At 39.4% G+C, this 14,105-nt stretch carries 25 protein-coding genes; all 25 read right to left on the minus strand.

What is annotated here, in order from left to right; genetic code table 11:
* The 25 genes from secY to rpsL all read right to left on the minus strand — a co-directional run bounded on the left by secY (position 1) and on the right by rpsL (position 13,690).
* A complete protein-coding gene (secY, locus tag ACE01N_RS15135; RefSeq protein WP_380590736.1) occupies positions 1-1,344 on the minus strand; it encodes a preprotein translocase subunit SecY in 1,344 nt (447 codons plus the stop codon).
* A 4-nt stretch (positions 1,345-1,348) separates the two neighbouring features.
* Positions 1,349-1,795 (minus strand): 50S ribosomal protein L15, encoded by a 447-nt coding sequence (gene rplO / locus ACE01N_RS15140; RefSeq protein ID WP_375729814.1) that lies wholly within the window; start codon positions 1,793-1,795, stop codon positions 1,349-1,351.
* 27 nt (positions 1,796-1,822) lie between these two features.
* Positions 1,823-2,008, minus strand: coding sequence for a 50S ribosomal protein L30 (gene rpmD, locus ACE01N_RS15145; protein ID WP_375729815.1), 186 nt, complete (start codon positions 2,006-2,008; stop codon positions 1,823-1,825).
* Positions 2,009-2,020: 12 nt separating this feature from the next.
* Complete coding sequence (gene rpsE, locus ACE01N_RS15150) at positions 2,021-2,539, minus strand: 30S ribosomal protein S5 (RefSeq protein WP_375722121.1); 519 nt, start codon at positions 2,537-2,539, stop codon at positions 2,021-2,023.
* Between the two features lie 5 nt (positions 2,540-2,544).
* Positions 2,545-2,904 (minus strand): 50S ribosomal protein L18, encoded by a 360-nt coding sequence (gene rplR, locus ACE01N_RS15155; protein WP_375729816.1) that lies wholly within the window; start codon positions 2,902-2,904, stop codon positions 2,545-2,547.
* An 18-nt stretch (positions 2,905-2,922) separates the two neighbouring features.
* Complete coding sequence (gene rplF / locus ACE01N_RS15160; protein WP_375729817.1) at positions 2,923-3,474, minus strand: 50S ribosomal protein L6; 552 nt, start codon at positions 3,472-3,474, stop codon at positions 2,923-2,925.
* 16 nt (positions 3,475-3,490) lie between these two features.
* The gene (gene rpsH, locus ACE01N_RS15165) at positions 3,491-3,886 is read right to left on the minus strand and encodes a 30S ribosomal protein S8 (protein WP_375729818.1); all 396 of its coding nucleotides are present in this window, start codon (positions 3,884-3,886) and stop codon (positions 3,491-3,493) included.
* 63 nt (positions 3,887-3,949) lie between these two features.
* Positions 3,950-4,219, minus strand: a complete 270-nt coding sequence (gene rpsN, locus ACE01N_RS15170; protein ID WP_375729819.1) for a 30S ribosomal protein S14 — start codon at positions 4,217-4,219, stop codon at positions 3,950-3,952.
* A gap of 15 nt (positions 4,220-4,234) precedes the next feature.
* Positions 4,235-4,783, minus strand: coding sequence for a 50S ribosomal protein L5 (rplE, locus tag ACE01N_RS15175; protein WP_380590745.1), 549 nt, complete (start codon positions 4,781-4,783; stop codon positions 4,235-4,237).
* Positions 4,783-5,103, minus strand: coding sequence for a 50S ribosomal protein L24 (gene rplX, locus ACE01N_RS15180; protein ID WP_375722127.1), 321 nt, complete (start codon positions 5,101-5,103; stop codon positions 4,783-4,785). The genes rplE and rplX overlap by 1 nt, the downstream gene beginning before the upstream one ends.
* 17 nt (positions 5,104-5,120) lie before the next feature.
* Entirely contained in the window at positions 5,121-5,486 is a 366-nt protein-coding gene (rplN, locus tag ACE01N_RS15185) for a 50S ribosomal protein L14 (protein ID WP_375729821.1), read from the minus strand.
* A gap of 2 nt (positions 5,487-5,488) precedes the next feature.
* Positions 5,489-5,752, minus strand: a complete 264-nt coding sequence (gene rpsQ, locus ACE01N_RS15190; RefSeq protein WP_375729822.1) for a 30S ribosomal protein S17 — start codon at positions 5,750-5,752, stop codon at positions 5,489-5,491.
* An 8-nt stretch (positions 5,753-5,760) separates the two neighbouring features.
* The gene (rpmC, locus tag ACE01N_RS15195) at positions 5,761-5,961 is read right to left on the minus strand and encodes a 50S ribosomal protein L29 (RefSeq protein WP_375729823.1); all 201 of its coding nucleotides are present in this window, start codon (positions 5,959-5,961) and stop codon (positions 5,761-5,763) included.
* Positions 5,962-5,975: 14 nt separating this feature from the next.
* Positions 5,976-6,398 carry a 50S ribosomal protein L16 gene (gene rplP, locus ACE01N_RS15200; RefSeq protein ID WP_375722131.1) on the minus strand — a complete coding sequence of 141 codons (423 nt, stop codon included), beginning with the start codon at positions 6,396-6,398 and terminating at the stop codon, positions 5,976-5,978.
* A 26-nt stretch (positions 6,399-6,424) separates the two neighbouring features.
* Complete coding sequence (gene rpsC / locus ACE01N_RS15205; RefSeq protein ID WP_375729824.1) at positions 6,425-7,126, minus strand: 30S ribosomal protein S3; 702 nt, start codon at positions 7,124-7,126, stop codon at positions 6,425-6,427.
* 7 nt (positions 7,127-7,133) lie between these two features.
* Positions 7,134-7,541, minus strand: a complete 408-nt coding sequence (gene rplV, locus ACE01N_RS15210) for a 50S ribosomal protein L22 (RefSeq protein WP_375729825.1) — start codon at positions 7,539-7,541, stop codon at positions 7,134-7,136.
* Between the two features lie 28 nt (positions 7,542-7,569).
* Positions 7,570-7,842 carry a 30S ribosomal protein S19 gene (rpsS, locus tag ACE01N_RS15215; protein ID WP_375729826.1) on the minus strand — a complete coding sequence of 91 codons (273 nt, stop codon included), beginning with the start codon at positions 7,840-7,842 and terminating at the stop codon, positions 7,570-7,572.
* An 18-nt stretch (positions 7,843-7,860) separates the two neighbouring features.
* Complete coding sequence (gene rplB, locus ACE01N_RS15220) at positions 7,861-8,685, minus strand: 50S ribosomal protein L2 (protein WP_375729827.1); 825 nt, start codon at positions 8,683-8,685, stop codon at positions 7,861-7,863.
* Positions 8,686-8,690: 5 nt separating this feature from the next.
* Entirely contained in the window at positions 8,691-8,981 is a 291-nt protein-coding gene (rplW, locus tag ACE01N_RS15225; protein ID WP_375729828.1) for a 50S ribosomal protein L23, read from the minus strand.
* An 11-nt stretch (positions 8,982-8,992) separates the two neighbouring features.
* Positions 8,993-9,622 (minus strand): 50S ribosomal protein L4, encoded by a 630-nt coding sequence (gene rplD, locus ACE01N_RS15230; protein ID WP_380590757.1) that lies wholly within the window; start codon positions 9,620-9,622, stop codon positions 8,993-8,995.
* A complete protein-coding gene (gene rplC / locus ACE01N_RS15235; RefSeq protein ID WP_380590759.1) occupies positions 9,622-10,239 on the minus strand; it encodes a 50S ribosomal protein L3 in 618 nt (205 codons plus the stop codon). Before rplC ends, rplD begins: the two co-directional genes overlap by 1 nt.
* Before the next feature lie 20 nt (positions 10,240-10,259).
* Positions 10,260-10,565, minus strand: coding sequence for a 30S ribosomal protein S10 (gene rpsJ, locus ACE01N_RS15240; protein ID WP_027472457.1), 306 nt, complete (start codon positions 10,563-10,565; stop codon positions 10,260-10,262).
* Between the two features lie 12 nt (positions 10,566-10,577).
* Positions 10,578-12,698, minus strand: coding sequence for an elongation factor G (gene fusA / locus ACE01N_RS15245; RefSeq protein ID WP_375729831.1), 2,121 nt, complete (start codon positions 12,696-12,698; stop codon positions 10,578-10,580).
* A gap of 38 nt (positions 12,699-12,736) precedes the next feature.
* Positions 12,737-13,213, minus strand: coding sequence for a 30S ribosomal protein S7 (rpsG, locus tag ACE01N_RS15250; RefSeq protein WP_375729832.1), 477 nt, complete (start codon positions 13,211-13,213; stop codon positions 12,737-12,739).
* Positions 13,214-13,315: 102 nt separating this feature from the next.
* Positions 13,316-13,690 carry a 30S ribosomal protein S12 gene (gene rpsL / locus ACE01N_RS15255; protein ID WP_375722142.1) on the minus strand — a complete coding sequence of 125 codons (375 nt, stop codon included), beginning with the start codon at positions 13,688-13,690 and terminating at the stop codon, positions 13,316-13,318.
* Positions 13,691-14,105 lie beyond the last annotated feature (415 nt).

Consider the following 14,105-nt stretch of genomic DNA (forward strand, 5'->3'; position numbering starts at 1 on the left):
TTAGAAGGCAGCAGCACCACCGGTACGGCCTTTAATCCTTCCTGTCTTCATCAAACCATCGTAATGCCTCATCAACAAATGACTTTCAATCTGCTGAAGAGTATCTAAAACAACACCAACCATGATGAGTAGTGAGGTTCCTCCATAAAAATATGCAAATTGCTGCGTAACACCAGCCATCATTGCAAATGCGGGAAGAATAGCAACACCCGCCAGGAAGAATGATCCGGGCAATGTAATTTTCGACATTACCGAATCCAGAAAATCTGCAGTCTTTTTACCTGGTTTAACGCCAGGAATAAAACCACCGTTTCTCTTCATATCCTCAGCCATCTGGTTTGGATTGATCGTAATAGCTGTATAAAAATAGGTAAATGCAATAATCAGGATTGCCTGAGTTAAGTTATATACCCATCCTAAAGGATTTGCAAATGCAGTTGCAAAAGCAGTCATACTTTCACTCTGTGAAAAACCTGCAATTGTTACCGGAAGGAACATAATTGCCTGAGCAAAAATGATCGGCATTACACCGGCAGCATTTACCTTTAAAGGAATATACTGTCTTACACCACCATATTGTTTATTTCCAACAATTCGCTTTGCATACTGTACAGGTACTTTTCTGGTCCCTTGAACCAAAAGAATAGAAGCACCAATTACGGCAAGCAGAACAACAAGCTCAATCAGTAACATAACCAAACCACCACCGGCTGTCTCTGTAAACCTTGAACCAACTTCACCAACAAATGCAAATGGAAGACGGGCAATGATACCAATCATAATGATCAGCGAAATACCGTTTCCAATCCCTTTGTCAGTTATCTTTTCTCCCAGCCACATAATAAACATAGTACCGGCAGTAAGAATTATGGTTGATGATACCTTGAACCATATACCGGTCATCGCAAACGCTTCAGCTGGTAACTGGCTGTACAAATTCACAAGATATGAAGGAGCCTGTACAACAAGAATAAGGACAGTTAGATAACGTGTGATCTGATTAATTTTTCTTCTTCCACTTTCTCCTTCACGCTGCAATCTCTGGAAATAAGGTACAGCAATACCTAATAACTGGATTACAATTGAAGCCGAGATATAAGGCATGATACCTAATGCAAAGACTGATGCATTGGAGAAGGCACCTCCTGAAAACATATCAAGGATACCTAACACACCACTCGCAGTCTGACTTTTTAATGCTTCAAGATGGGCCGGATCAATACCTGGTAATACCACGTACGAACCAAACCTGTAAATGAGTAAGAAACCTAAAGTGGAAATAATTCGAGCTCTCAGATCCTCGATACTCCAGATATTCTTTAATGTCTGAATTAGCTTCTTCATGAAATTAAAGTTTTACAACAGTTCCGCCTGCAGCCTCTATAAGTTCTACAGCCTTTTTAGAAAATGCATGTGCAGTTACTTCTACCTTTAATGAAATAGCACCGTTTCCAAGAATTTTAACAAGATCATTCTTCGAAACCAGTCCGGCTTCCTGCAATGCCTGAATATCAATTTTATCCAGTTTTTTTGCCTCAGCCAAGGCCTGAAGTGTATTTACATTAATACTTTTGTATTCTACACGATTGATGTTTTTGAATCCAAATTTAGGAACACGGCGTTGCAAAGGCATCTGTCCACCTTCAAAACCGATCTTTTTAGAATAACCGGAACGTGATTTAGCTCCTTTGTGACCACGTGTTGAAGTACCTCCATGTCCGGAACCCTGTCCGCGACCGATACGCTTACGTGATTTGGTTGAGCCATTAGCCGGTTTTAAATTACTTAAATCCATTTTTATATTCTGTTAAAGGATTATCAATTACTTTACTACTTCAACCAGGTGTTTCACTTTATCTACCATCCCAAGAATTTCCGGTGTGGCATCTTTCTCAACAACCTGGTGCAATTTACGAATTCCTAAAGCCCTTAAAGTTCTGATTTGCTTTTCAGGACAATCAATTCCACTTTTGACTTGCTTGATTTTGATTTTTGCTTTTTTAGCCATCGTACCAGGTTATTATCCGTTAAACACTTTATCGAGCGAAACACTGCGCAATTTTGCAACAGTTTCAGCATCTCTTAACTCCTTTAATGCCTCAATGGTAGCTTTTACAAGGTTGTGCGGGTTTGATGAACCTTTTGACTTAGCCAAAACGTCTTTTACACCTACACTTTCAAGTACAGCACGCATCGCACCTCCTGCTTTAACACCGGTACCGTGAGACGCTGGCTTCATAAATACCGTTGCACCACCATATTTAGCAATCTGTTCGTGAGGAATGGTTCCGTTTTTAACCGGTACTTTAATCAGGTTTTTCTTTGCAGCTTCAACACCTTTTGAAATAGCTGTTGTAACCTCATTAGCTTTACCTAATCCCCATCCTACGATTCCGTTTTCATCTCCTACAACAACAATGGCAGAAAAACTAAAGGTACGTCCACCTTTTGTTACTTTGGTAACCCTGTTGATTGCTACAAGCCTGTCTTTTAAATCAAGATCGCTTGTTGTTTTAACTTTTTGTACTAATCCTGCCATAGTTATTAGAAATTAAGTCCTCCTTTACGTGCACCATCCGCCAGGCTCTTAACCCTTCCGTGATACAAATATCCGTTTCTGTCGAACACACATGAATCAATACCGGCCTTTGTTGCACGTTGAGCGATTAATTCACCCACAGCCGCTGCCTCTTCAATTTTAGTTTTAAACTCTTTACCAGCCAGCTCTTTGTCAACAGACGATGCAGCAAACAATGTTTTACCTGCCAAATCATCTATTACCTGTACATAGATCTGCTTGTTACTTCTAAAGACTGTAAGACGTGGCCTTTCAGCTGTACCGGAAACAATCTTCCTAACACGTCTTTTTATTCTTTCTCTTCTTTTAACTTTATCAAATGCCATAGTTTCCTTGTTTAACGGTTACACTTTAGCAGATTTACCAGCCTTACGACGAATATGTTCACCTTTAAACCTGATACCTTTTCCTTTATAAGGTTCCGGTTTACGGAATGAACGAATCTTGGCTGCTACCTGTCCAATAAGTTGTTTATCACAGCTTTCAAGTGTTATCAAAGGATTTTGGTTCCTTTCACTTTTAGTTTCTAACTTAACTTCTCCCGGAAGTTCGAGATAGATGTTGTGAGAATAACCTAATGATAATTCAAGAATCTGACCCTGATTTGAGGCTCTGTAACCTACACCAACCAGTTCAAGTTCTTTTTTATAACCTTCAGAAACTCCAACGATCATATTATTAATGAGAGATCTTGATAAACCATGTAATGCTTTATCCTGTTTCTCTTCTGTTGCTCTATCTAACACAACCTGGTTACCATCAACCTGTACGCTGATACTTGGTTTTAAAGTTTGCGTCAATTCTCCTTTGGGCCCTTTAACAGTAATATCGCTATCTTTAACGGTTACTGTTACGCCTGCTGGTATATCTATTGGTGCTTTTCCTATTCGTGACATTGAAAATCCTCCTTAATTAATAAACAAAGCATAAGACTTCACCACCAATGCGCTTAGCACGGGCTTCTTTGTCAGTTAATACACCCTGCGAAGTAGATAAAATCGCAATACCCAAACCATTTAAAACCCGTGGTACTTCACGGTAACTAGTATACTTACGTAAACCCGGACGGCTGACACGCTTAATTGCTTTAATTGCGTTAACCTTAGTTTCCGGATCGTACTTGAGGGCGATTTTAATTATACCCTGTAATCCATCATCTATAAACTTGTAGTTTAAGATGTAACCTTTGTCGTATAAAATCTTGGTCATCTCCCTTTTCAGGTTCGATCCCGGGATTTCTACAACCCTGTGTTTTGCCATAATTGCGTTCCTGATTCTTGTCAGGAAATCTGCTATTGAATCTGTCATACTACATTAAATTAAATTGATCCCGATTATCGGGACAATATTTAACTAACTCTCATTTCTTTTTTACCAGCTTGCTTTTTTAACACCCGGAATAAGTCCTGCAGCAGCCATTTCGCGGAACTGAATCCTTGAAATACCAAACTGACGCATATACCCTTTTGGACGGCCTGTTAATTTGCATCTGTTATGTAATCTTACGGGCGATGAATTTTTAGGTAATTTTTGTAACCCTACGAAATCGCCTTCGGCTTTAAGTCTTTCACGTTTTGCGGCGTACTTTGCATTCATTTTTGCGCGTTTCACCTCACGTGCTTTCATTGATTCCTTAGCCATTGATCTTTCTCTTTATTATTTTTTCTTAAATGGTAAACCAAACTCTTTCAGTAAAGCAAATGCTTCCTCATCTGTTGCGGCGGAAGTCACAAAAGTAATATTCATACCGAGAATTTTGCTTATACCGTCGATATTAATTTCCGGAAAGATAATCTGTTCCTCAATTCCGAGTGTATAGTTACCTTTTCCGTCAAGTTTACTTTTAATACCCTGAAAGTCGCGGATACGAGGCAAAGCCACACGAATCAGTCTTTCAAGGAATTCGTACATCTTTTCGCGACGCAATGTTACCCGTACACCAATCGGCATCTTCTTCCTTAATTTAAAGTTTGAGATGTCTTTTGTTGAATAGGTAGCCACAGCTTTCTGACCTGTAATGTTGGTTAATTCAGCTATAGCAACATCAATGAGTTTTTTGTCAGCAATCGCTGCTCCCATACCCATGTTGATCACGATTTTTTCTAATTTAGGCACCTGCATCACGCTTTTGTACCCAAACTCTTTTTTCAATGCCGGAGTAATTCGTTCGGCATAATCCTTTTTAAGTGCTACAGTATAGCTCATTACTTAATTTCCTCCCCAGATTTTTTAGAATAACGCACTAGTTTACCTTTGTCATTCAGACGGCGACCGATTCTGGTTGGATTACCTGAAGGATCTACGACATTAAGCTTGGAAATATTGACGGGGGCTTCTTTCTTAATGATTCCACCCTGAGGACTTTCTGCGTTTGGTTTTGTATGCTTTGAAACCATGTTCACACCTTCAACGATGGCACGGCCTTCTTTTACGTTAACCTCAAGCACACGTCCTTTTTTTCCTTTATCTTCTCCAGAATTTACAAAAACTGTGTCGCCTTTTTTGATATGTAATTTCTTAGACATTGTCTTGCATTTAAATATTAAAGTACTTCAGGTGCCAGAGAAACAATTTTCATGTTTTTAGCTCTCACTTCACGAGCCACAGGACCGAATATACGGCTACCTCTCATTTCACCTACATTATTAAGCAATACACATGCATTATCATCGAAGCGAATGTATGAACCATCCTGACGGCGCACTTCCTTTTTTGTTCTTACAATAATGGCCTTACTTACTGTACCTTTTTTAAGGTCGCTTGAAGGAATAGCGCTTTTTACTGTAACAACAATTGTATCACCTACCGATGCATATCGTTTTCCGGTTCCACCGAGTACGCGGATACAAAGAGCTTCTTTTGCACCACTGTTATCGGCTACTGTAAGTCTGCTTTCTTGCTGTATCATGATTACTTAGCTCTTTCGATTATTTCTACTAATCTCCATTTTTTTGTCTTACTCAATGGCCTGGTTTCCATAATTTTTACGGTATCACCAATACCACAGGTATTCTCTTCGTCGTGTGCATGGTATTTCTTTGTCTTGTTCACAAATTTACCATAGATGGGGTGTTTTTCTTTCCATTTTACAGCTACAACAACGGTCTTATCCATCTTGTCGCTAACAACAACACCTACACGCTCTTTACGGATATTTCTTTTAACTTCTTCCATCAGTCAAACTATTTTACTTCGTTAATTTCACGCAGACGGAGCTCTGTTTTAATACGGGCTATTGTCTTGCGACTTTCTTTAATTTTTGATGGATTATCTAAAGGAGAAATGCTGTGGTTAATCTTCATCTTGGCAAGATTGTCCACTTCAGTTTCCAAACGTTCCTGTAACTCCTTTGATTCTAAATCTTTTAATTCCCTCGCTTTCATTTCTAATTAGTCATTTAATTTTGAACATAATCGCGGCGAACCACAAACTTTGTTGTAACAGGAAGCTTCTGAGCTGCAAGACGCAATGCCTCTTTAGCTACATCAAAAGGTACACCTTCAACTTCAATGATAATTCTACCTGGAGTAACAGGTGCAACAAAACCTTCCGGAGAACCTTTACCTTTACCCATCCTTACCTCTGCAGGCTTCTTAGTAATGGGCTTATCGGGAAATACACGAATCCATATCTGACCTTGTCTTTGCATGTAACGTGTAACAGCTACCCTTGCTGCTTCTATCTGACGACCAGTAAGCCATTTTGATTGTAATGATTTGATTCCGAAAGAACCAAAGGCCAGCTGGTTTCCCCGCTGTGCATTACCTTTCATTTTGCCTTTCTGCTGTCTTCTAAACTTTGTCTTTTTTGGTTGTAACATCGTTTTCTGATTTCAATAGTTAACGATTACTTTCTCTTTTTACGGAACTTACGTCCTCCGGCATTCTCTTTAGCCACAGTGAAGTTTGGAGAAAGGTCTCTCTTACCATAAACTTCACCTTTGCAAATCCATACCTTAATACCTATTAATCCCGTTTTAGTTAACGCTTCTGCCTGAGCAAAATCGACGTCAGCCCTGAAAGTATGCAAAGGTATACGGCCCTCCTTGTATGTTTCAGAGCGTGCCATCTCTGCACCATTCAAACGTCCTGAGATCTGAACCTTAATTCCTTCAGCACCCATACGCATTGCCGATGCAATAGCCATTTTAATGGCACGACGATAAGCTATCCTTCCTTCGAGCTGGCGAGCTATGTTGTTTCCAACGATAATAGCATCTAATTCAGGACGCTTAACTTCAAAAATATTTATCTGAACTTCTTTATCAGTAATCTTTTTAAGCTCTTCTTTCAGTTTGTCAACTTCCTGACCACCTTTACCAATAATAATACCCGGACGGGCAGTACATACAGTAATGGTAATGAGCTTAAGAGTTCTTTCAATTACAATCTTAGAAACACTTGCCTTTGCCAGACGAGCATTGAGGTATTTACGAAGCTTTGTATCCTCTACAATCTTATCTCCGTAGTCATTACCTCCGAACCAGTTCGAGTCCCAGCCTCTAATGATTCCTAACCTGTTACTTATCGGATTTACTTTCTGTCCCATTTGGCAATTAATTTTGTGTTTCTTCTTTACTGTCAACTACTAAGGTTACGTGGTTTGAACGCTTCCTGATACGGTAAGCTCTTCCCTGAGGAGCAGGACGGAGTCTTTTCAGTACTCTTCCTGAATCAACCATAACCTCTTTTACAAAAAGGTTACTGTCCTCAACACGCACACCTTCATTTTTTTGTTCCCAGTTTGCGATAGCTGAACGGAGTAACTTCTCCATTCTGTTGGAAGCTTCCTTAGATGAAAACCGCAGGACATCCAAAGCTTTGTTCACTTCCATGCCACGGATCATATCGGCAACCAGCCTCATTTTCCTTGGAGAAGTAGGAACATTATTAAGCTTGGCAAAACTTACCTGCTTTTTTGCTTCCTTTATTTTTTCGGCTCTTATTCTTTTTCGTGCACCCATTTTCTCTGATTTTTACTAGTTATTGCGCTTATCTCTTTTTCTTATCAGCGCCATGACCTCTAAATGTACGAGTTGGAGCAAATTCTCCAAGTTTATGACCTACCATGTTTTCTGTAACATAAACCGGAATGAACTTATTACCATTGTGTACGGCAATTGTATGTCCTACAAAATCAGGAGAGATCATTGAAGCACGTGCCCATGTTTTAATCACGGATTTTTTTCCGCTTTCATTCATTGCCAGTACTTTTTTCTCCAGCTTATAGTTAATATATGGTCCTTTTTTTAACGATCGGCTCATAACAAATTAATTAACTCTTTATTTTTTCCTTCTTTCAACAATATATTTCTCAGATGCCTTTTTCTTGTCACGGGTTTTGTAACCTTTAGCAAGTACACCTTTTCTGGAGCGTGGATGTCCTCCTGATGAACGTCCTTCACCACCACCCATCGGGTGATCTACAGGGTTCATTACAACACCTCGTACTCTTGGTCTTCTTCCCAGCCAACGTGAACGACCAGCTTTACCGGATCTTTCAAGTGCATGGTCAGAGTTTCCAACGCTACCAATTGTTGCTTTACAAGTTGTAAGGATCATTCTGGATTCTCCTGACGGCAGTTTAACAATCGCATAGTCACCATCCCTGGAGGTAAGCTGAGCAAATGTTCCTGCAGAGCGAACTAATGCAGCTCCCTGGCCCGGACGCAACTCGATGTTATGAACTACGGTTCCCAAAGGAATTTTGGCAAGTGGTAATGCATTTCCGATTTCCGGAGCCGCATTTTCACCTGAGTTAAGAACCTGACCAACTTCAAGGCCATTGGGTGCAACAATATATCTTTTTTCACCATCGGCATAAAACAGCAATGCAATACGTGCAGATCTGTTTGGATCGTACTCGATTGATTTTACTGTTGCCGGAACACCGTCTTTTTCTCTTTTAAAATCGATTACACGATATTTTCTCTTGTGTCCTCCACCGATATATCGCATAGTCATTTTGCCAGTAGCATTACGACCACCCGATTTTGAAGAACCGGTTACAAGAGATTTTTCTGGAGCACTCGCTGTAATCGAATCGAATGCACCAATAATCTTATGTCTTTGCCCCGGTGTTATGGGCTTTAATTTACGTACAGCCATTTTAATTAAATATTGCTATAAAAATCAATTGTATCTCCTTCTTTCAATGTAACCACTGCCTTTTTAAATGCATTGGTCTTACCAGATATAACGCCCGACTTTGTATAACGGCTTTTAAATTTACCGTTATAGTTCATTGTATTAACGTCAGTAACGGTAACGTCATACAATTCTTCAACAGCATCTTTTATCTGTAGCTTGTTAGCTTTTTTATCTACCATGAACGCAAACCTGTTGAGTTTTTCACCAAGTTGTGTCATTTTTTCTGTAACGATAGGTTTTACTATAATTCCCATTTTTCTTTCTCCTATTCGTTAAACATTTTACCAATTTCTTCTACTGCTGAAGTAGTCAACATTAAACATTTGCAATTCATAATTCTGTAAGTATTTAACCCTGAAAGAGTTGCAACTTTAGAATCCTGCAAATTGCGAGCCGACAAATATACATTTTTATTTACTTCAGGCAAAACCAGAAGTGACTTTTTATCAGCTACTTTAAGGTTTTCTTTTAATTCAATAAAGCTTTTTGTTTTAGGCGCTTCAAAAGCGAAATCTTCCAAAACAATAATTTCATTGTTTTTAGCTTTATATGACAATGCCGATTTACGGGCTAACCTTTTAAGTTTTTTGTTTAACTTGAACGAGTAATCACGTGGCTGAGGACCGAAAACTCTACCTCCACCAACAAACACAGGAGATTTAATGCTACCTGCACGCGCTGTACCGGTACCCTTCTGACGTTTGATTTTACGTGTACTTCCGCTTATTTCACCTCTCTCTTTCGATTTGTGTGTTCCCTGACGCTGGTTTGCCAAATACTGTTTAACATCCAGATAAATGGCATGATCGTTTGGTTCAACACCAAAAACCGAATCAGCAAGTTCTATCTTCTTGCCAGTATCTTCACCATTAATATTATATACTGCGAGTTTCATTACTGATCAATTATTACAAATGAACCTTTAGCACCCGGCAAAGAACCTTTCACTACAAGAAGATTCTTTTCAGGGATTACCTTTAACACTCTCAGGTTTTGAATGGTTACTGTTTCATTACCATTCTGACCAGCCATGCGCATACCTTTAAAAACACGTGACGGGTAAGATGATGCACCAATTGAACCCGGGGCTCTCAGCCTGTTATGCTGACCATGAGTAGACTGACCCACACCGCCAAATCCGTGACGCTTAACAACTCCCTGGAAACCTTTTCCTTTAGAGGTTCCGGTAACATCAACCCAACTGTTTTCCTGAAATAATTCAACAGTAACTACATCACCCAGATTAATCTCACCATTGAATGTTTTAAATTCATGGTAAGCTTTTTTTGGTGATGTTTTGGCTTTTTTCACATGTCCAATCTCAGGTTTTGTAGCCGACTTTTCCTTTTTGTCGGCAAAACCCAGCTGAACAGCTTTATAGCCATCGTTCTCAACTGTCTTTACTTGTGTAACCACACAAGGGCCAGCTTCGATAACAGTGCATGGAACATTCTTTCCCTCGGCACTGAAAACGGAAGTCATTCCGATTTTTTTTCCAATAATTCCTGGCATTGTAAAAACTTTTTAATTTATCACACTTTAATTTCAACCTCAACACCACTTGGCAACTCAAGTTTCATGAGTGCGTCAATTGTTTTGGCAGTTGAGCTGTAAATATCAATAAGCCTTTTGTAAGAGCTTAATTGAAACTGTTCACGCGACTTTTTATTAACGAAAGTCGAGCGCAAAACTGTAAATACTCTTTTGTGAGTTGGAAGTGGAATTGGACCGCTCACAACCGCACCGGTTGTTTTTACAGTTTTAACGATCTTTTCAGCAGACTTGTCTACCAGATTATGATCGTAAGATTTCAGTTTGATCCTGATTTTCTGACTCATGGTTATGCTTTATTATAATAACTCTACTTTTCCTTTTGCTTCAGCAACAACTTCTTTTGCAATAGAAGCTGATACTGTTTCGTAATGTGAGAACTCCATGGTTGATGTGGCTCTACCAGATGAAATTGTACGCAGTGCTGTTACGTATCCAAACATTTCTGCCAACGGCACTTTAGCTTTAACTACACGTGCACCTGATCTGTTGGATTCCATACCTTCAACCTGCCCCCTTCTTTTGTTAAGGTCGGCAATGATGTCTCCCATATAATCTTCCGGCGTAACTACCTCTATTTTCATGATTGGCTCAAGCAGTACCGGTTTTGCTTTTGCACTGGCATGTTTGAATGCCTGAACGCCACAAATTTCAAACGATAACTGATCTGAATCCACAGGATGAAACGAACCATCATAAAGTACAACCTTTATTCTTTCTACAGGGAAGCCGGCCAGTACACCATTTGACATGGCAGTTTTAAAGCCTTTTTCCACAGAAGGAATAAATTCTTTTGGAATGTTACCACCTTTAATTTCATCCACAAACTGTAAAGAACCTTCAAAATCAGGATCAGCTGGACCAACTTTTACCAGAATATCGGCAAATTTACCACGACCACCTGACTGCTTTTTAAATACTTCTCTGATATCAACAGTCTGCGAAATATTTTCTTTATAGGCAACCTGAGGTTTACCCTGGTTACACTCAACTTTAAATTCTCTTCTTAAACGGTCAATAATAATTTCAAGGTGCAACTCACCCATTCCTGAAATTACTGTCTGACCAGAATCTTCATCAGTCTTCACGCGGAAAGTAGGATCCTCCTCTGCCAGTTTTGCCAAACCACCAGATAACTTATCAAGATCTTTCTGCGATTTTGGTTCAACCGCTATACCGATAACCGGTTCCGGGAATTCCATAGATTCCAGTGCTATTTTATGTTTCTCATCACACAAGGTATCACCAGTTCTGATATCCTTGAACCCTACACCTGCTCCAATATCTCCGGCTGCGATTTCTTCGCGTGCATTTTGTTTATTGGAATGCATCTGGTAAAGACGTGATATACGTTCCTTTTTACCTGAACGTGAATTGTAAATGTAAGAACCTGCTTTGATTGATCCTGAATAAACACGGAAGAAACAAAGACGTCCCACATATGGATCTGTTGCAATTTTAAATGCCAGAGCAGCAGTAGGTTCTGTTACATCCGGTTTTCTTACAATCTCCTTTTCAGGATCATCAGGATCAGTACCGGTTGCACTACCATTGTCAAGCGGACTTGGCAGATATGCAATAACAGCATCCAGCAAACGCTGAACACCTTTATTTTTAAATGCGGATCCACAAAGCATAGGAACGATGGTCATATCAATAGTTGCCTTACGAATAACCACCAACATCTCTTCTTTGGTAATAGAATCCGGATCTTCAAAGAATCTTTCCAGTAATGCATCATCATATTCAGCAACTGATTCAATCAGCTTTTCACGCCATTCAGCTGCTTCATCAACCATGTCGGCCGGAATATCCTGCAACTCATATCTTGCACCCAAAGCTTCGTCATCGAACCAAACGATCGCTTTGTTTTCAATCAGGTCAATTACACCCTTAAAGTTTTCTTCAGCTCCGATAGGAATCTGCAAAGGCACCGGATTAGCGCCCAATACCTCGCGTACCTGAGTTACAACTTCGTAAAAATCAGCTCCTGAACGGTCCATTTTGTTTACGAAACCAATTCTTGGAACATGGTATTTATCAGCCTGACGCCAAACGGTTTCAGACTGAGGCTCAACACCACCAACAGCACAGAACAATGCTACAGCACCATCCAATACCCTTAAAGAACGTTCAACCTCAACTGTGAAGTCAACGTGTCCGGGGGTGTCAATAATATTAATTTTATATTCTTCGTTATCGTACTTCCAGAAACAGGTAGTTGCGGCAGAAGTAATTGTAATACCTCTTTCCTGCTCCTGCTCCATCCAGTCCATGGTAGCGGCACCATCATGCACCTCTCCAATCTTATGCGTAATACCTGTATAAAAAAGGATACGTTCGGTAGTGGTTGTTTTACCAGCGTCGATATGCGCCATGATACCGATGTTCCTTCTGTATTTCAAATCTCCTTGTGCCATTTCTTTTTAATTGTTAACCGTTTCTTATACTTTAAAAATTAAAATCTAAAGAATGCAAATGCACGGTTAGCTTCTGCCATTTTATGAGTATCCTCTTTCTTCTTGAATGCTCCACCCTCTTCGTTGTATGCCGCAATGATTTCTGCAGCCATTTTTTCGGCCATAGATCTCCCGCTCCTTTTTTGTGAAAAAAGGATCAGATTTTTCATTGCTATAGAAAGTTTTCTGTCTGGACGAATTTCGGTTGGAACCTGGAATGTTGCACCACCAACACGGCGGCTTTTCACCTCTACCTGAGGCGTAATGTTTTCGAGGGCTTGTTTCCAGATATCGAGAGGAGATTTCTCTTCGTTGGGAAGTTTTTCTTTTACTGTATCAAGTGCTCCATAGAAAATTTTATAGGCTACACTTTTTTTACCATCCTTCATGAGGTTGTTAACAAAGCGGGTTACCATAACATCGCCGTATACCGGATCAGGTAACAGCACCCTTTTTTTAGGTTTTGCTTTTCTCATTTTCCTCTAAATTAATTTCAATTTGAATTGGGTTGCCTTGTGAGTTAGTCTTCAACAGTTTCGTTAAACTATTTACTCAACCAAGCTAAAATTTACTAAATCCTATTTTTTAGGTTTTTTAGTACCATATTTTGAACGTCTCTGATTACGGCCTTCTACACCAGCTGTATCAAGAGCACCCCTGATAAGATGATACCTAACACCAGGTAAGTCTTTCACCCTACCACCACGTACAAGAACAATTGAGTGTTCCTGCAGGTTGTGTCCTTCTCCCGGAATATATGCGTTAACCTCTTTTCCGTTTGTCAACCTTACCCTTGCAACTTTACGCATTGCTGAGTTTGGTTTCTTAGGAGTAGTGGTATATACCCTAACGCAAACACCCCTTCTTTGAGGACAGGAATCAAGTGCACGCGACTTGCTTTTCTCCTCAATCTGAGTACGTCCTTTTCTTACTAATTGTTGAATTGTAGGCATTTATACACTAATTTTAATATTATACGTTTATAAAACGGGCTGCAAAGATAGAGTTTTTTTAGAAAAAACAATAATCTCTTTCAGCTTTTTTACTCAATTAATATTGAGCCGCGCAAAAGTAATAATAAAACTGTGTTCTGCAAGCAATCTTTTATAAAAGATTTAAGATATAAGACACAAGATTAAAGACGTAAGATAAAAGATGTAAGATCTGAATATTAATGGCTGATAATGTGAAAAAACGACCAGAAAAATGAAGTCTGTTAATAGGTTTCAAAAAATCCTCCGCCCCGATAAATCGGGACACCTCCTTTTAAAAAACCTTAGATTTGTGGATATATTCTTAAATGATCTGGAAAGGCTTAAATTTGAGATAATAACATAAATTCAAAAAGAAAGGAAAACCAGTAAGTAA

It is taken from the genome of Quyinboa ferrireducens (assembly GCF_042436675.1).
GTDB lineage: Bacteria > Bacteroidota > Bacteroidia > Bacteroidales > UBA5342 > JBHJHP01.